Here is a 17,762-nt window from a genome sequence, read left to right as displayed (position 1 = left end):
TCCAATCTAGCCAGCGGGAATTGCCGTCCCAAGGAATCCGTCGGAGTTCTGTCGGCCCTTTCGCCGTCACCTGCGGCGGCGGCGCAGTCCGCGGTCCGGGTGCCAGGTCTCCAGGACCAGATGGTCCTCGGTGGGGGCGATCGTGAGGTAGGTGATCTCGGTGACGGCGATGCGGAACCGGTGGCTTCCGCCGGGCCGGTCGGGGTCGGTCGACTCGTGGGCCACACCGGCGAGTTTGGCGTCACCGACCCATGCGCCCTGATGGGTGTCGGGGATGTCGATCGTGCCGCAGTGCAGGGCCAGTCGCGGATCGCGGCGCAGATCCCGGGCTTTCACGGAGCCGGCGATGCAGCCGAGCCAGAGTTCGTCCTCGGCGAAATCCAGCTCGGTGGCGCTGATGCGCGGGGCGCCGCTCTTTCTGATCGTCGCGAGCGTGCACTGCTTGGTCTTCTGGAAACGCTGACGGACCCGTGCCGCGAACTCCGGTTCCCGGGCCGTCACTTCGTGCCACCACATCATGCCGGGATCATGCCACAGCCGGGCGGGCGTCAGTCGCCGATGCTCTGCGGATAGCGGAAGAAACGTTCCGGGTCGTAGCGGCGCCGCACGTCGCGCAGCCGCGGGTAATTCGCGCCGTAGTAGCTGCGGTGCGGATCGGGCAGGTCCGGGTCGGGGAAATTCACATACGAATGGCCGTTTGCATACGGGTCGATGACGGCGAATCCGCGGTGCACCCAGGCGAGCGCGGCGGCCGTCGTCTCGGCGGGGCTCGCCGAGTCCAGGAAGCCCGCCGCGTACCCGGCGTGGAAGAGCGCGTCGCGGTGCGGGTAGGCGGTGTCCCCGGGTGCGGGGACGTTGGCGGCGCCGCCCAGCGCCCGGAAGGTGAGGGCGCGGAAGAATCCCGGCGGGCTGTCCGCCTCCAGCACCTCCAGCGCCTGGCTCACCGCGCCGCCGGTCAGCGGGGCGGCGAGCATCCGGCTGCGGTCCCGCGCGAAGGCGTGCCGGGGGATGGCCGCCTCGGGGTTGTGGCCGGCCAGATGGGCCTGTGCGGTCGTCCAGCCCTCGCAGCCGAACTGCCGCATCATCGCCGCCCGGTACGGCAGCTCCTCGTACGCCGTCGTGGCGGGCGGCCGTCCGGCCGCGGCGATCAGCGCGGCCAGCTCCCGCTCGAACTCCCCGGCCGGGCCCAGATATCCGCCCTGCACCAGGAGTTGCGGCGGCGCGCCCTGCCCCGCGTCCAGCGACAGGGCCACCAGCGTGGACGCCAGCCAGTCCGGGCCGTGCACGGTCCACCGCTGCCAGGCCTCGACCACCTCCACGGCGTGCTCCCACGGCCAGGACAGCTCGTAACAGACGATGCGGGGCACCGGGTTGGGGCGTATCTCGAGTTCGGTGACGACGCCGAAGTTGCCTCCGCCGCCGCCGCGCAGCGCCCAGAACAGGTCCGGGTGGTTCTCCGCGTCGCAGCGCAGGACCCGGCCGTCGGCGAGCACCACCTCGGCCGAGACCATCCGGTCGCTGCCGAGCCCGAACGCGCGGGTCTGCCAGCCGGTCCCGCCGCCGAGGCAGTAGCCGGCCAGGCCGACCGAGGCGTCGGAGCCGGCCGCGATCTGCAGTCCGTGCGGGGCGAGTGCGGCGATGGCGTCGACGGCCTGGAGGCCGGGGCCGACGCGCACCGTGTCCGGCCCGATCCGCACGTGGTCGATCCGCGAGACGTCGACGACGAGTCCTTCGGTGGTCGACCAGCCCGCCAGGCTGTGGCCGCCGCTGCGCGGGGTGGCGTGGACGCCGTGCTCGCGGGCGAACAGCAGGCAGGTGCGCACGTCCTCCACCGTCGCGCAGCGGGCGACGGCCGCCGGGCGGATGTGGTCGTACTGGCCGAGGGCGACGCGGGCGGCCTGCCGGTAGTCCGCGTCGTGCGGCAGGACGAGACGGCCGGACAGATGCGAGCGCAGCCCCGTCCAAGCCCGCGACATCGTGGTGCGCACCCTGTTCCCCGCCCTTCGTCCGCGCTCGCGGCGGCCACTCCTGCGGCCGTCCTCGTACGCCGACCCTAGGAAGGAGCGGTGCGCGGCGGCGCGACGGCGACAGAAGGCCGACAGGTGACCGGACGTGAAGGAACCGCCGGACCGGGTCCGGCGGTTGCCTGGAGGACGGCTCAGGTCAGGAGGAGGCCTCCTGCGCCTCGCCGATGTCCTGGGGTTCGGCCGGTGCGGTCTCGGCCGGCTTCCGGATACGGACCGCCAGCGCCGCGATGGCGACGGAGACCAGCGGCATGACGACCGCGCCCCGGTATCCGGCGTGGTAGCCGGACAGGAGGTCGGCGCCGCCGGTGTGGCCGTCGCCGGTGACGGTGGCCGCCACGGTGACGAACGCCGCGAGTCCGAGGGTGATGCCCACCTGCTGGGAGGTGCTCACCAGACCGGAGGCCAGGCCCTGTTCGGACGGGTCGACGCCCGAGGTCGACACGATCATGGACGGGGCGAAGGCGGTGACCGAGCCGAGGCTGGTCAGGATGATGCCGGGCAGCACGTCGACGGCGTAACTGCCGTCCAGCGGGGCGCGGCTGAGCCACAGGGCGCCGATCGAGGCGCTGATGCCGCCCGCGATCAGCAGGGCCTTCGGCCCGATCTTGTTCATCAACGGCCCGGTCTGCCGGGCGAGTACGGCGCTGAGCACGGTGACCGGCGCGAAGGACAGACCGGCCTGCCACGGGCTCAGCTCCAGGATGTTCTGGAGGTAGAGCGAGGTGAAGAAGATGACCGCGGCGGGCGATGCCGCGTTGATGACGCTGATCACGTTGCCGGCGACGACGTTGCGGTTGCGGAAGATGCCGAGCCGGACGAGCGGGGCGCTCTGGCGGCGTTCGACGACCGTGAAGACGATCAGCAGGATCACGCCCGCCGCCGCGACGAGCAGCGCCGGCCCGGTGCCGTTGGCCTTCGCCGAGGTGACGGCCAGGATCAGGAGGATCATGCCCGCGGTGAGGGTGACCGCGCCCGCCAGGTCCAGTCGTTGGCGCTCCGGCGGCCGCTGCTCCGGCGCGAGCCGGCGGGTCAGCACCAGGCACACCACGCCGATCGGCACGTTCAGCAGGAACGCCCAGCGCCAGCCGAGCGTGTCGGTGACGACTCCGCCGAGGGCGTAGCCGGTGACGGCGCCCAGGGAGGCGACCGACCCCCAGATCGCCATCGCGCGGTTGCGTGCGCGGCCCTCCTCGAAGGTGGTGGTGAGCAGGGCGAGCGAGGACGGGACGACCAGGGCCGCGCCGAGGCCCTGGAGGCCGCGCGCGGCGAACAGCTGCCAGCCGCTCTGCCCGGCCGCGCACAGCGCCGACGCCAGGGTGAACAGGGTGAGGCCGGCCAGGAAGATCCGCCGTTTGCCGAGGAGGTCCGCCGCGCGGCCGGCGAGCAGCAGGAAGCCGCCGAAGGCGACGGTGTAGGCGGTGGTCACCCACTGGAGCTGGACGGGGTCGATGCCCAGGCTGTCCTGGATGTGCGGGTAGGCGATGGTCACGACGGTGACGTCGACCGTCACCATCAGCTGGGTGATGCTCAGGACTAAGAGAGTCGCGCGCTGCCCGAGTCGTGCGGGCCCCGGCGCCTTCGTTGACACAGTGTTCTCCTTTCGGGTCACCGGTCTCTCACAGTTCGATGCTCTGCGGCCGGTGGAAGAAGGCATCGGGATCATAGTGGCGCTTGACCCTGCGCAGGCGCGGGTAGTTCGCGCCGTAGTAGGACGTCTGCCAGTGCGGCAGTTTCAGGTCGGGGAAGTTGATGTAGGCCGGTCCGCTGCGGTGCGGATCGATCACGAGCATGCCGTCGTCGACCCAGCGCTCGGCGGCGGCATGGCTCTCCTGGAAGTCGTCGGCGTGCAGGAAGCCGGCCGAGTATCCGGTGAAGAACCGGGCCGAGCGGTGGACGAAGGCGGTCTCGTCGGGGCGCACCCGGCCCGCGGCGCCGCCGAGCGCGTACATGGACAGGTTGTGGAACTGGCCCGCGTGCCGGCCGCCCTCCAGCGCGGCGAGGGCGGCCTCGGTGTCGGTGGCGCCGAGGGGGTCCGCCAGCAGGCGGCCGGTGGCGACGATGACCTCGTGCCGTGGCACGGCGGCGACGGGGTTGTCGCCCTCCAGGTGGCATTCCGCGGCCGTGCCCGAGCAGCCCCACAGGCTCATCATCTCGGCCTGGTAGCTCTGTTCGCGGGTCTCGCGGGAGGTGGGGGCGGACCCGACGAGGGAGCAGAGCTGGTCCAGCAGGGTCTCCAGCTCGGCGCGCGGACCGGCCAGGAAGCCGCCGACGAGGGCGAGCGGCCGGACGCCCTCGGCGGCGTCGGTCAGGAGCAGGTCCAGGGTGCCGCCGAGGGCGTCCGGGCCGTTCGCGGTCCACTCCTGCCAGGCGCGGGTGACGTCGGCGGCGCGGTCCCAGGGCCAGGCGAGGTTGTACCCGGCGACCCGCTGGATGCGGGTGGGGCGCATCTCGAACTCGCTGACGATGCCGAAGTTCCCGCCGCCGCCTCCGCGCAGCGCCCAGAACAGTTCGCTGTGGCGGTCCTCGGAGCAGTGCACGACCTGCCCGTCGGCGAGCACGACCCGCGCGGACACCAGCCGGTCGGCGCCGAGTCCGCCCACCCGTGTGGTCATGCCGATGCCGCCGCCGGTGACGAATCCGCCGGGGCAGACGGTGGCGCACAGTCCGGCCGGTATCTGCATGCCGTGCGGGGCGAGCGCGGCCAGGATGTCCACGGCCTGCGCGCCGGGTCCCACGCGGACGGTGTCGGCGCCGGGTGTCACATGGGCGATCCGGGAGAGGTCGATGACCAGGCCGGTGGTGGTCGACCAGCCCGCCAGGTTGTGGCCGCCGCTGCGCGGGGTCACCGGCAGGGCGTGGTGGCGGGCGAAGAGGACGCACTCGCGGATGTCGTTCTCGGTCGCGCAGTAGGCGATGGCCTGCGGGCTGACCGCGTCGAACTGGAGCAGGGCCAGGTGCCGGGCCCGCGGGTAGTCGGGGTCGGTGGGCAGCACCAGGGAGCCGCGCAGTCTGCGCTCCAGCCGGTTCCACGGCACCCGGGCCGCCCGGTCCGTCCCGGCCGCCCAGGACGGCGCGAAGGACAGTCCGACGGTCCCCGCGGACACCAGTCCCGCTCCGGCCCGGAGCACATTCCGCCGGCTGATCATGCTGTTTCCTCCATCGCGTCGTCCATGGTCCGTTCGGGAAGTCGGGGCTCCGGGCGCTGCGGCGCCTCACCCACCCAGGTGTGCAGCGCGTCGCGCAGGCCCTCGGGGCGGGCGCCGTCGCCGGACCAGGCCACATGGCCGTCCGGGCGCAGGAGCAGTGCGGTGGGCCAGCGGCGCCGGCCGCCGGCCACGGCGCGTACGGTGCGGACGGGGCCGGCCCAGTGTCCGGCGACGGCCGCGGCCCGGCCGTCGGGGCTCTGGTCGACCAGGAGGAAGCGCTGGTCGCGCAGTTGCTCGTACAGGCGGGTGACCGAGGGTCCGGCGCCGTACAGGGGCGTGTCCGGCAGGCGTCGTCCGGTCATCCGGCCGGTTGTCGCACCGGAGGCGGGCCGGTAGCGCAGGGTCAGTCCGGCGAGGTCGTCGATCAGGGGGCGTTGCAGGGGGCGGACGCGCATCAGGCGCATGCCGGCCCAGCGGGCGGCGTTGGCGAGGGCCGAGCGCGAGGTCTCGAAGCGGAAGGCGCGGTCGGTCTGGCGCAGCACGCGCCGGGCGACGGGGGCGCGTTCGGCCTCGTAGCTGTCCAGCAGTGCGGCCGGGGCGCGGCCCTGGACCTCGGCGGCGAGTTTCCAGCCGAGGTTGAAGGCGTCCTGGATGCCCATCTGGAGGCCCTGGCCGCCGGAGGGCAGATGGGTGTGGGCGGCGTCCCCGGCGAGCAGGACGCGGCCCTCGCGGTAGCGGTCGGCGAGGCGCTGGTCGCTGCGGAAGCGGGAGGCCCACACCACCTCGCCGACGCCCAGGTCCTCCCCGAAGACGGCGAGCACACTGTCCGTCAGTTCCTGGGGCGTGACCGGCTGTTCGACCGGCAGCCGCATCCGGTCGCGGTCGAGGACGACCAGCCGGAAGACGCCGTCGTCCAGGGGGAAGACGGCGACCAGGCCGCGGGGGGCGATCCGCGCGTCCACCAGGGCGGCGGGCGGTGCGGTGAGGCGTACGTCGGCCACGACCAGCGACTCCCGGTAGGAGCGGCCGGTGAAGCCGATGCCGCTCAGCTCGCGGACGCGGCTGCGCACGCCGTCGCAGCCCACCACGTAGGCGGCGCGTTCGGTCCGGCGGTGGTCGGGTCCCCGCACCTCCAGGGTGACGCCGGTGTCGTCCTGGGTGAGGCCGGTGAGTTCGGCGTCGCGGACGATCTCCGCGCCGAGTTCGACGGCCCGCTTCTCCAGGAGTTCCTCGGTGTGGTGCTGGGAGAGGATCAGCACGTAGGGGAAGGAGGTGTCGAGCAGCGCGTAGTCGAGGTGGTGTGCGCGGTCGCCGAGCGGCTGGAGCCGCCAGGGGCGGCCGCGGTCCACGAAGGGCTCCGCCATGCCGCGCATGTCGAACATCTCCAGGGTGCGCGGCTCCAGGCCCATCGCCCGCGACCAGGCGACGCGCCGGGGGCGTTTCTCCAGCACCCGGCAGTGGACGCCGGCGGCGGCCAGTTCGCAGGCCAGGGCGAGTCCGGTCGGCCCGGCGCCGATCACGGTGACGGTCGCGGCGGCGGGGTCGGCGCTCATGCGAGCCTCACCGACTCGGTGATGTTCCCGCGTACGGGGACGGGCTCGGGGCACGCGCCGACGGGGTGGAGCACCATCGGCATGCCGTGCTCGGGCACGAACGAGATCCGCATGGCGCGGTCGACACGTGTGCCGGGGGCGAGCGCGGGGCGGAACCGCTGGAGCAGGAGGGCGAGCACGGTCTTGATCTCCAGGAGGGCGAAGTGCTTGCCGAGGCAGTGGTGGGCGCCGGCGCCGAACGGCAGGTACTCGTAGACGGCCGGCTTCAGGTCCCGCCACCGGTCGGGGTCGAAGCGCAGCGGGTCGTCGTAGAGTCCGGGCAGCCGGTGGGTGACGTAGGGGCTGTAGAAGAGCAGGGCGCCGGAGGGCAGGCGGTAGGGGCCGAGGTCCGCCTCGCGGGCGGTGTACCTGAGGAGCATGGGGGCCGGGGGCAGCAGCCGCAGCACCTCTTTGACCACGGCGTCGAGGTAGTCGAGCCGGTCGAGGTCGTCGGCGGTCGGCGCGGCGCCGCCGAGGGTGTCGCGGAGTTCCGCGGTGAGCCGGTCCAGCACGTCGGGGTGGCGGTCGAGCAGGAAGAGGGTCCACGTCAGGGTGGAGATGTTGCTGTCGTGGCAGAACGAGGTGTAGGCCTCGGCGACCAACTCCTCGTCCGTCAGGGCCGTTCCGTTCTCGTCGCGGGCCGCGATCAGCGCGGTGAGGACGTCGGAGCCGGCCGCGGTGCGCCGCTCGGCGATGAGCGCGCGCAGGCTCTCCTCGATCCGCTCGGACACGCGCAGCGCGGTGCGGAAGGTGGTGCCGGGCAGGTCGTAGGGGAACAGGAGGGTGGCGGGCGAGGCGGCGACGGCCAGGAGCCGGTCGATGAGGCGCTGAAGGCGGTCCGCCTCGGCGGGCGCGTCCACGCCGAGGATCGTGCGCATCGCCGTCCGGGTGACCAGCCGGCCCATGTCCTGGTCGATCCGGCGCGTCTCGCCGGTGCGCCAGCCGGCGAGCATTTCCTCGGTCAGCTCCGCCATGGTGTCCCGGTAGCGGACGACGCGGCGGGCGTGCAGGCCGTGCTGGACGACCCGGCGATGGCTGCGGTGCGTGTCCCCGTTGAGGCGCAGCAGGCCGTTGCTCAGCCGCAGGAAGGAGGAGTCGGCCGGCATGCGGATTTCCCGGAAGGCGTCCACGATGAACACCTCCGGTTCGGCGAAGAGCAGCCGGAGGTATTCCGGGGAGAAGACGAAGACGTGTTTGGGCCGGGTGGCGTCCCAGGCGCTTATGCCGCCGAATCTCCGGTACTGCCGCAGGAAGTATTCGGTCGGGTCCTGGAGCATCCGCAGCCCGCGGGCCTGCCACCCTCCCACCAGCGGGACGCGCGGTGGGGCGGGGAGGCGCTGTCCTGCTCCCACGCCGACTGCGGACATGGCCCCTCCCCTGGTGCGGAATCGGTGAACCCGTCGCACGCTAAGGCCGGCCGAGGGCCGGCGGCGCGGCCCTGACAGATCCCTGACCGTGTGCTTTGCAAGCCCTTCGGACGCTGCCATGTTGGGAACACTTCGACGGACGTCCGACGAGCGAGGGGTGGGGCCGTGCATTCGGCACATGTCGATTGGGACGCACTGCGACGCGGAATGGAAGGCGACATACTTCTCCCCGGCGATTCCGGATATGACCGGGCCCGTGGTCTCGTGCTCAAGCAGTTCGACGACATCCGTCCGCGGGCGGTGGTGCGCTGCCGCAGCGCCGAGGACGTCGCCGAGGCGGTCGGCTTCGCGCGGTCGCACGGCATCCGGTGCGTGGTCCGCAGCGGCGGCCACAGCTTCGCCGGCTACTCGACCGGCGCCGGCATGGTGATCGACGTGTCGGGGCTGCACCGGATCGAGGTCGCCGGCGACGTGGTGCGCGCGGGGGCGGGTACGCAGCTCGTGGACTTCTACGACGCGACGCTGCGGCACTCTCTCGCGGTGCCGACGGGCTGGTGCCCGACGGTGGCGCTGGGCGGTCTGGCCCTCGGCGGTGGCATCGGGCTGGAGACCCGCAAGCACGGCTTCACCGTCGACCACGTGCTCTCCGCGACCCTGGTCCTGGCCGACGGCCGGACGGTGACCTGCGACGAGCACCGCCACCCGGACCTGTACTGGGCGGTGCGCGGCGGGGGCGGCGGCAACTTCGGGATCGCGGTGGAGTTCGCCTTCCGGCCGGTGCCCGTGGGCGATCTGCTGGACTACCGGCTGACCTGGCCGTGGGAGGACGCGACGGCCGTGGTGGACGCGTGGCAGCGGTGGGCCCCGGACGCACCCGACGACCTGGCCTCGGTGATCAACATCGGGGTCGAGGACGCGGGCGGCGAGTCGGCGCCGGACCTCACGGTGGCGGGCGTGTGGCACGGTGAGCCGGCCGCGGGCGAGCGGCTGTTGCGGGAGCTGACGGACCGGGTCGGCCGTGAGCCCGCGTCGTGGTCGGCGACCGTGCGCGACTACCGCGCCACGATCATGGACTGGTTCGACTGCGACGGATTCACCCCGGCCGAGGCCCACTTGGTGGGCCACAACCCGGCCGCGAGGATCGAACGCTACGCCTTCTCGGTCAGCCGCGGCGGGTTCTTCGACTCCGTCGTGCCCGCGGCGGGGCTCAAGGAGCTGCTGGCCGCGGTGACGGACCGTCCGTTCGCGGGCCAGCGGCGGGATCTGAACTTCATCGCGCTGGGCGGCGCGGGCAACCGGGTGGCCCCGGACGCGACGGCGTTCGTGCACCGCGGGTCCCGCTTCTACGCCGGGTACTCGGCGGACATGGACCCGGTCGTCCCCGAGCACGGGCCGCAGGCGGCCCGTGCCTGGATCGACGGGGCGTTCGGGACGCTGTCCCGCTGGTGGTCGGGGCGCAGCTACCAGAACTTCATGGACTCCCGGCTGGCCGACTGGAGGCGGGCGTACTACGGGGAGAACCTGGCGCGGCTCCAGCGGGTCAAGCAGCGGTACGACGCGGAGCGCTTCTTCGATTTCCCGCAGGCGATCTGAGGTCCGACCTGCCCCCTTACCGTGCCGGGAGGGGTGCGGGAACGCGGCGGAACAGCCCCGGGAACGGCCTTCGCCACCATCGAACGCGTCGGTTCCGTTCACCGTTTCCGTCAGGAAGGCACCCCATGGTCAGGTTCACCGCCTTGGCGTTCGCTCTCGCCGGTCTCTTCCTCGCCGCGTCCCTCGCCGCCGGCCACGGTCTCTCCGCGCACCCCTCCGGCGGCGCCGGTCACCGGGTGGTCGCCGGCGACCAGGGGCCCGGGCTGGTGGGGCACTGAGCCGCCGGGTTCCGCGCGCCGGGTCCCGTCGGGCGTGAGGCCCATCAGGGTGAACAGTTCCTCCGCCTGACGACGCCGCCGCGCCGCCCGCACGGGATCGCCCAGGGCCTCCTCGGCCTCGGCCATCCCGTGCAGGGCGCGGGCGGCCTCCATCCGGTACTCGATGGAGAGGGCGCGTTCACAGGCCCTCTCGTGCAGTTCCCGGGCGCGCCGGTGCTCGCCGCGGTGGTGGTGGAACCGGCCCACGATGTTCTCCACGGCGGCCTGCCGCAGCACCGTCGCCTTGCACCCGACCAGCGACAGCGCGCGTTCGGCGTCCTGGCGGGCGCGTTCCCCGTCCCCGCAGCGCTGGCGGGCGGCGGCCGAGAGGGCCAGCACCAGCGCGACGTTCTCCGGCATCCGGGTCCCGTCGAGCAGCTCCCGCGCCCGCCGCAGGCAGTCCAGGGCGCCCGCCGGATCGTCCAGGCCCATGCGGGCCACGGCCAGGTCGGTGTACGCGACGGCCTCGTGCTCCGGGATGTCCAGCTTCCGGTTGAGCCGGATCGCCTCCTCGGCCGACGCCGCCGCCTCCTCGTGGCAGCCCTGCCAGGACTGGACCGTGCTGAGGTTGCTCAGCGCCTCCGCCAGCTGGCGGTCGTAGCCGGTCGAGCGGTGCAGCCGGATGCCCTGCTCCAGGTTGCGGCGCGCCTGCGCGAGATGGCCGAGCGCGCTGTGCAGCAGGCCGAGCAGATCGAGGCAGAACCCCTCGCCGGCCGGGTCCCCGATCCGCCGGGCGATCTCCAGCCCCTCCTGCGCCATCCGGATGCCCTCGCCGAACCTGCCGAGTTTCCAGTCGGCGACGGCGAGATTGCTCAGGCTGATCCGCAGGCCCTTCGGGTCCGCCAGGACGCGCGCCGAGGCGAGCGCGAGCGTCCCCATCCGGTGGAAGTCCTCGAAGTTGCCGCGCAGGTTGAGGTAGAAGCTGGTGTTGCGCGCCAGATGGACGGTCTGGGGGTGGGCGCCGAGCCGGTGGCCGGCGGCGACCGTCTCCAGGAGGGCGTAGTGCTCCTGGTCGAACCACGCCAGGGCGCGGTCGCAGTTCAGCAGCGCGGGCGTACGGGCGTCCGTCCCCTCCCACGGGCCCGCGGGCAGCGGGACCCGCCCGGGGAACAGCACCTCGCAGGCCTGGTCCGTGGCCACGCAGTAGTAGCCGACCAGACGCCGCAGCGCGGCGTGCCGCTCGTCCGGGGCCATGCCGTCCGGGGCTCCGGCGGTCCGGCGGGCGAAGCTGCGCACCAGGTCGTGGAAGGCGTAGAAGCCGCAGTCGTGCGGCTGGAGCAGATGGGCGTCCACCAGCTGTTCCAGCACGGTCTCGGCCTGCCTGGGGCCCGTCCCGAGCAGCGCGGCGGCCGAGTGGACGTCGAAGTCGCGCGCCGGGTGCAGCCCCAGCGTCTGGAAGGCGAGCCGGGTGCCGGGCGCCAGGGCCCGGAAGGACAGGCTCAGCACCACCGCCACGCTGCGGTCGCCGGCGGTCAGCTCGTCCAGCCGGGCGTCCTCGTCCCGCAGCCGCTCGACCAGGTCCCGCACCGCCCACAGCGGTCTGCGCCGCAGCCGCGCCCCGGCGATGCGCAGCGCCAGCGGAAGCCGCCCGCACAGCTCGGCCAGCGCGGCCGTGGCCTCGGGTTCGGCCGTGGTACGGCCCTTGCCGACGGTCTCGGCGAGCAGCGCGACGCTGTCCTCCAGGGACATCTCGCCGACGGCGGTCCACTCGGCGCCGTCGAGGTGGATCAGGACCCGGCTGGTGACCAGGGCCAGGCAGCCCTGCGAGGCGGGCAGCAGCGGGCGCACCTGGGCGGCGTCGGCGGCGTTGTCGAGGACGAGGAGCACCTCGCGGCCGGCGAGCAGCATCCGCCACAGCGCGACCCGTTCGTCCAGGCCGTCGGGTATCCGCTCGCCCGGGACGCCGAGGATGCGCAGCAGGCAGTCGAGCACCGTGCCCGGGCTGGACGGCTGCTCCTCGCAGCTGAAGCCGCGCAGGTCGACGTAGAGCTGGCCGTCGGGGTAGCGGTCGGCCAGGGCGTGCGCGGCGCGGACGGCCAGCGCCGTCTTGCCGGAGCCGCCCATGCCCTCGACGGCCAGGACCGCGGCGGCCGTCCGGCCGACGGCCGCGCCCCGCTCCAGCAGCCAGGCGAGTTCGGCGTCGCGGCCGGTGAAGTCGGTCAGGTCGTTGGGCAGGGTGCACAGCGTTCCCCAGGCGGGGGCCGGGCCGCGGACGGCGGGCACGGCGGCCGGGGCGGGGCCGGACGCCGCGAGTTCGGCGGCGCCGCCCCGCAGGATGTTCTCGTACAGCTCGGTCAGGCGCGGCCCGGGATCGACGCCGAGTTCCTCGGCCAGCAGGGCGCGCGCGTGCGCGTACTCCTCCAGTGCCTCGGCCTGCCGGCCCGACTGGTGGAGGGCGAGCATCAGCAGGCCGCGCAGCGTCTCGCGCAGCGGGTGGGCGGCGACGAGTTCCCTGAGGTCGCCGACGAGTTCGCCCGCCCGGCCGAGGCGGAGGCGGATCTCCAGGAGCTGTTCGGTGGCGGTGAGCCGGCGTTCCTCCAGGACCGCCGAGGCGGCCGCGATGGCCCGGCCGCCGTCGCCTCCCATGACCGGGCCGCGCCACAGGGCCAGGGCCGCGGTCAGCTCCTCGGCGGCCTGCTCGGCGCGCCCGTCGGCCAGGGCGGCCCGGGCGCGGCGCAGGCCCTGGAGGAAGAGTCCCAGGTCGGTCTGGGAGGGGCGGACGACGGCCCGGTACCCCGTCCCCTCGGTGATGATGAGCCGGTCGCCGCCCGGCAGGCAGCGGCGCAGCGCGGCGACGGACTTGCGGATCTGGTGCGCGGCGGTGGCCGGCGGGTCGTCGTGCCAGGCGGCGTCCACCAGCCGGGACACGGACACCACGCTGTTCGCCTCGAGCAGCAGCATGACCAGGACCCGCTCCTGGATGGCACCGCCGAGCCGGATCCGCTTCCCGTCGTACCAGCATTCAAGAGAGCCGATCAGTCGTACGCAGACATGACTGGCATCGTCTTCCACGGTTACCCCCTCTTCCGTGCTGTGCTCCAGGTCACTTGGCGTGACATCCGAGCACACGTTCCCGGGGACGCACCAGATGGCGTACCGGCCGACGTGGAACGGCGCTCGGTGCGGCCGGGAGCGACGCGGGAACGGTTCGGGAACGCGCCGTGCCAGATTGACGGCCGTTGGTACGAGCCACCTTCCCGGAGCACTGATGAGCCAGCTCGGCACCGCGGGGGGCGATCGCCTCCGAGGATCCTTCAGCACCCGCGCCGACGGCCGGCCCGACCGCGCGACGGACGACATCGCCGTGTGGGTCGAGGGCCGGATCCACAACAGCGCCGAGATCCGGGCGAAGCTGGCCGGGCGCGGCGGGGACGGCCGCCCCTCCTCCGGCCTGCGCTGTCTGCTGCGGTCGCTGTACCTCGCCCACGGCGCGGACTTCGCGCGGGGGCTCGACGGCGAGTTCGCGGTCGTCGTCGCCGACCGCCGGGGGCCGCGCAGGCTGGTGGCCTGTACCGACCGGTCCGGTGTGCGGCGGCTCTACTACACCTGGCGGCCGGAGGAGCAACGCGTGCGGTTCGCCACGGAGTTGCCCGCGCTGCTCGGCATGGCCGGGGTGGACGTCGCGGAGCACGAGGGCGCGCTGGACGCCTACCTCGCGGCGGGCGCTCAGCTCGGCGAGCACACCATGTTCCGGGGTGTGAAGGTGCTGCCGCCGGGGGCCGCCCTGCTGGTCTCGCCGGACGGGCCGCGGCTGCGGACGCGGCCCGAGGAGGACACGGAGCCGGCCCGCGCCGACCCGACGCGGCGGCCCGGCGCCCGGCTGCGGGCCCTGCTGCACGAGCAGTTGCTCGGCCTGCCCGCCGCGGACCCGGTCGCCGTGATCACCTCCGGCCGGCCCGGCGCCGACCTGCTGGCGAGGGTCGCGGCGGCCTCGGGGCGGCCGTTCCACGTCTTCCACGGCGGCTGGCCGTCCGCCGCGCGGGGCATCGCCGGGGTGCCCCGGCCCGGCCGGACGCCGCGGACCATCCACCACTGGGTGGAGGTGCGGCCGGACACCGTCCCCGACCGCCTGTGGCGCCCGCTGGGGCAGCTCGGCCAGCCGCACGCCGACCCGGAGCTGCTGCTCACCCACGTCCTGTGCAGCGCGGCCCAGGAGGCGGGCAGCCGCACCATCGTCGCCGGCGGCGGGGGCGACGAGCTGTTCGCCGGTCACCCGCGGGTGGCGGACGCGCTGAGCGCTCCGGCGGGCCTGGCCTGGGTGCCCCGCTATCTGGACCAGCTGGCCGCCGTACCGCGCGCGCTGCGGACCCGGCTCTACACCGCCGAGTACGCCTCGTCCCTGCGCCGCCACGGGCCCGCCCTGCCCGCCGGCCTGACGGAGCTGCTCAACGACGGGGAGCACGGCCGGGCCCGCCGGGTCCTCACCGCCGAACTGCGGTACGTACTGCCCGCTCAAGGCCTGCGCGTCCTGCCCCCGCCGGCCCGTTCGGCCCCGGTGCTGCCGTACTGCCGCCCCTCGGTGGTCCGGCTGGCGACCTCGCTCGCGGACCGGGACGCGACAGCGCCGCGGCCCGCCCAGGTGCTCGCCGAGGCCGCCCGCGGCCTGCCGCTCCTCGGCCCGCCGCGCCCCGCACCGGAGATCTTCAGCCCGGAACTGACCCGCGCGCTGGTCCCCGGCCGGCCCCTCGGCGACCTGGCGCGCGACGTCCTGTCGGACGCGGACCTCAGGGCCGACGGCCGGCTCCGTCCGGACCGGGTCGCCGCCCTCTTCGCCAGGCAGCGCATGCAGCCGACCGCCCTGGTGGCGCGCACCCTGTGGGCCCTTCTGGTGCACCGGCTGTGGCGGCACCGCTTCTTCGGCCCGTCCCGCTACCCCCAGGACGCCGGCGAGGCGTCCGCCGTCTCCCCGCTCGCCCCCGGTCCCTAGAACCTCTCGCCCGTTCGGGCCGGGCCCGCGGGCCCCGACCTGGCCTGAACCGAACGGAACTCCCCGTCCCGCCCGATCCGCCCCGCGCAGAGAGGACGTACCGCCATGACCGCTGCGCCCAGCAGCGCGCCCGTCGAGATACAGCACCCTTCCCTGAAGAAGGACGTCAACATCCTCAGGTGGCCTGCCGAGAGGCAGTTGCGCGAGCAGTGCCGCAGGCTCGGTCTGCTGCGCCTCCTCGTGGTCGAGCGCAACCACGAGCCGCCCACCTGTGCGGACGTGCGCGAGGACTGGATCCGGATGCCGGCCACCCCCAAGGACTTCCAGGCCCGCATCACCGCCCTCCAACTGCGCGGCGTCTCCCACACCGTTCCCCATCTCGACCAGGACGGCATCCTGCGCATGGGAACGGCCGCCGTCGCGGTCTCGCCCCGGGAGGCCCAGCTGCTCCAGGTGCTGATCCAGCGCTTCGGCCGGACCGCCGCCCGCGAGGAGTTGCGCGCCCATCTGTCCGAGGACGGCAAGGAGGCCAGCCGCAACGCCCTGGACCTGCACATCAAACGCCTGCGCCGCCGGGTGCGCCCGCTCGGCCTGTCCATCCGCACGGCCTGGGGGCGCGGCTACGTCCTGGAGTACGAGAACCCGAACCAGGCGGCGCGCGGTGCGGGCATCTGAACCACCGCGCACCGACGCCCGGCCTCCGCGCTCCACCGCCTGCGGCCTCATCCGCCGGGAGCGCCACGAGAGGCCCGTCGTGGACCGCCCGCGGAGCGCTCCGCTTCAAAGGCCACGATCCGGTCCGGCACCGAGAAGTCCGCAGCGCAGTCCGGGCACGTCGTGCGGCCGAACGGGCGGGTCAGACGGTCCGCGGCCGCCGGTCGCCCGGCCGCGACGGCCAGAGAGCGCAGCCGGGACGCCATCGGCGGCAGGTCCGCCGGGACCGCCGCGCGGACCCCGGTGAGTACGGGGCCTTCACGGCCGAGGCCCCGGAAGAGCGCGTCCGCGTGCCGGCGGCGAGTGCCTTCCGGCTGCTGGGAGAGGTCGATCTCCAGGCTCCCCGCACAGGAGGGGCACACCACGGACTGCGCATCGCGGCGCAGGTTGCGCCTCCAGACGGGAACCCCTTCGAAGGCCAGCAGGTTCTCCAGCCAGTACAGGAAGTCGTCCTCGTCGCCGTCGAAGGGCCGCGCCGTCACCTGGTCCCGTGTCAGCCGGTGCAGCTCGGCGACCGCGGGCGGGTAGCGGCCCTGGACGTAACCCGGTGGGTGAAGCTGCTGCTCCTCGGTGACGACCCGTCCGGCCAGGGCGAGGGCCTGCCGGCGCCCGCCCGGCACACGGCCGGTGGCGATGTCCGCGAGAACGGGCAGGGCGGCGAAGCTCGCCGGGTACACCGTCCCCTGGTGGTAGAGAGAAGCCCACAGGTCCTCCCATGCCACCTCGGCCAGGTCGGGATCACAATCACCGGCCTCGGCGAAGAGCCGTGGCAGGTCGGACGCGGGTCCGTAGGCGTGGTTGAGACGGGACCAGTCGAGGGTCATGCCCGCGATCGTCCCAGCCGCACGGCGACCGTGGTCACCCGCGTCCCTGTTCGTTCGGGGCGATGTCCGACGGCGGCTTGGCCGACAGGCCGGCAACTGCCGACCGGAGGGCGGTGGCGACCGGTCGGTGGACCGGTGGCGGGCGACTGGGAGGTCGGTGGCGGCCTCCGTGGGAGCCTCGCCGATCCGGTTCCGCCCGGTTCTGCCCCTGCCCGCGCCGCCCGTGACGCCACGAGGGGGCCGGGGGTCCGGAAGTCGTCCTCTGAACGGCCGGGTGCGGTAGCTCGCGCCGCGGTCTTCTGTAAGGGCGGCGGGAGTCGAGGTCCGGGCGCCCGTCACCGTGAGGGAGATCCACCATGGCCCGAGACCAGCGGAGCCGGAGCTGCGGGATCCAGCGTCACAGCGGGCGACGCCGAGGCCCGCGGGCGGTGTCCCGGCGCCTTCGCCAGCCTGCTCAGCCACCTCACCACCCCCGGCCCGGACTTCCCCATCGTCTCCCCGTGCCCCACCCGCAGGCCTGCCGGACGAGAGGCTTACGAGAGCAGGTCCGAAGGCTCGGTGGCCTTCACACCATGACCCGGCCGGCGGAGTACGCCTCAGCCGCGCCGGAGCGCGTCCACGGCGGCCTGCCGGATCCTCTTGGTCCGGCCTCTTCGAGAGACGACACGCAGGACGTCCCGGTCGGTGCTCGCCTCGGCGGCTCTCCGTTGGAGCCAGTCGGACCAGCCGTCGATGAGATCACCGACGGCCTCTGCCGACATGTCGTCCCGTCCGAGGGATTCCAGCACGGCGAGCTCCCGCGCCCGGCGCGCCGAGAAGCCGCGCACGGCCGCCGGGAGGAGCCCTATCCATCGCTCGCGTGCGTCTTTCGGGACGCGTTCCAGTACGTCGCCGACGACTGCGGACGCCAGAGGACCGTCCGGTTCCCGGGCCACCGCCTCGAACAACAGCGGCCATGCGGCGGGGGTGTCCATCGCCGCCCGGTAGAGGGACCATCGAACGTGACCGTCGGCGTACGAGGCTTGGTCCTCGTACCGGCCGACGGCCTGCGCGAGCCGCGACAGCACCTCGGGACCCCGGGTCATGCCGGCCAGCCAATCAGCACGCCCCGCGGCGATCAAGACCCGCAGGCCGGCCATGCCCTCCATCCGTCCCAACGCCGCGTCGGCGTCCTCGTGTTTCCGGGCACGGTAGCGTCCACCCCCCGGCGGCGCAGCCGATGCGGCGGTCGTGGCCGTACTGCCGGCCCGCCCAC

12 protein-coding genes are annotated in these 17,762 nt (G+C 74.0%); 3 read left to right on the top strand and 9 right to left on the bottom strand.

The genetic code is table 11. From position 1 onward, the window contains the following. Window positions 1–66: 66 nt before the first annotated feature. From K7787_RS15585 to K7787_RS15560, 6 genes are all read right to left on the bottom strand, one after another. Window positions 67–519, bottom strand: coding sequence for a pyridoxamine 5'-phosphate oxidase family protein (locus tag K7787_RS15585; RefSeq protein ID WP_169436204.1), 453 nt, complete (start codon window positions 517–519; stop codon window positions 67–69). Between the two features lie 29 nt (window positions 520–548). Then, window positions 549–1,976, bottom strand: a complete 1,428-nt coding sequence (locus K7787_RS15580; RefSeq protein ID WP_247720928.1) for an FAD-binding oxidoreductase — start codon at window positions 1,974–1,976, stop codon at window positions 549–551. A 187-nt stretch (window positions 1,977–2,163) separates the two neighbouring features. Further along, a complete protein-coding gene (locus K7787_RS15575) occupies window positions 2,164–3,615 on the bottom strand; it encodes an MFS transporter (protein WP_223001776.1) in 1,452 nt (483 codons plus the stop codon). A 28-nt stretch (window positions 3,616–3,643) separates the two neighbouring features. Next, on the bottom strand, window positions 3,644–5,173 hold the full coding sequence (locus K7787_RS15570) for an FAD-binding oxidoreductase (RefSeq protein WP_223001775.1): 1,530 nt from the start codon (window positions 5,171–5,173) through the stop codon (window positions 3,644–3,646). Continuing rightward, window positions 5,170–6,726 (bottom strand): FAD-dependent monooxygenase, encoded by a 1,557-nt coding sequence (locus K7787_RS15565; RefSeq protein WP_223001774.1) that lies wholly within the window; start codon window positions 6,724–6,726, stop codon window positions 5,170–5,172. The genes K7787_RS15570 and K7787_RS15565 overlap by 4 nt, the downstream gene beginning before the upstream one ends. Beyond that, entirely contained in the window at window positions 6,723–8,132 is a 1,410-nt protein-coding gene (locus K7787_RS15560) for a cytochrome P450 (RefSeq protein WP_247720926.1), read from the bottom strand. Before K7787_RS15560 ends, K7787_RS15565 begins: the two co-directional genes overlap by 4 nt. Before the next feature lie 264 nt (window positions 8,133–8,396). Here K7787_RS15560 and K7787_RS15555 point away from each other — a divergent pair, with 264 nt between their 5' ends. Continuing rightward, complete coding sequence (locus K7787_RS15555) at window positions 8,397–9,725, top strand: FAD-binding oxidoreductase (protein ID WP_223001772.1); 1,329 nt, start codon at window positions 8,397–8,399, stop codon at window positions 9,723–9,725. Window positions 9,726–9,835: 110 nt separating this feature from the next. On the opposite strand, the gene K7787_RS15550 is transcribed toward K7787_RS15555, so the two are convergent. Then, window positions 9,836–13,054 (bottom strand): AfsR/SARP family transcriptional regulator, encoded by a 3,219-nt coding sequence (locus tag K7787_RS15550; RefSeq protein WP_308036368.1) that lies wholly within the window; start codon window positions 13,052–13,054, stop codon window positions 9,836–9,838. A 196-nt stretch (window positions 13,055–13,250) separates the two neighbouring features. Between K7787_RS15550 and K7787_RS15545 the strand changes: the two genes are divergently transcribed. Together K7787_RS15545 and K7787_RS32115 are read left to right on the top strand one after the other, a co-directional pair. Beyond that, window positions 13,251–14,969, top strand: coding sequence for an asparagine synthase-related protein (locus K7787_RS15545; protein WP_223001771.1), 1,719 nt, complete (start codon window positions 13,251–13,253; stop codon window positions 14,967–14,969). A 105-nt stretch (window positions 14,970–15,074) separates the two neighbouring features. Then, complete coding sequence (locus K7787_RS32115) at window positions 15,075–15,644, top strand: helix-turn-helix domain-containing protein (protein WP_009191798.1); 570 nt, start codon at window positions 15,075–15,077, stop codon at window positions 15,642–15,644. 47 nt (window positions 15,645–15,691) lie between these two features. On the opposite strand, the gene K7787_RS15535 is transcribed toward K7787_RS32115, so the two are convergent. Together K7787_RS15535 and K7787_RS15530 are read right to left on the bottom strand one after the other, a co-directional pair. After that, the gene (locus K7787_RS15535; protein WP_223001770.1) at window positions 15,692–16,507 is read right to left on the bottom strand and encodes a hypothetical protein; all 816 of its coding nucleotides are present in this window, start codon (window positions 16,505–16,507) and stop codon (window positions 15,692–15,694) included. A gap of 596 nt (window positions 16,508–17,103) precedes the next feature. After that, on the bottom strand, window positions 17,104–17,646 hold the full coding sequence (locus tag K7787_RS15530) for a hypothetical protein (RefSeq protein ID WP_239115906.1): 543 nt from the start codon (window positions 17,644–17,646) through the stop codon (window positions 17,104–17,106). Window positions 17,647–17,762: the final 116 nt, after the last annotated feature.

This window comes from Streptomyces sennicomposti, from assembly GCF_019890635.1.
Taxonomy (GTDB): domain Bacteria; phylum Actinomycetota; class Actinomycetes; order Streptomycetales; family Streptomycetaceae; genus Streptomyces; species Streptomyces sennicomposti.
This window is presented reverse-complemented; position numbering and strand designations above follow the sequence as displayed.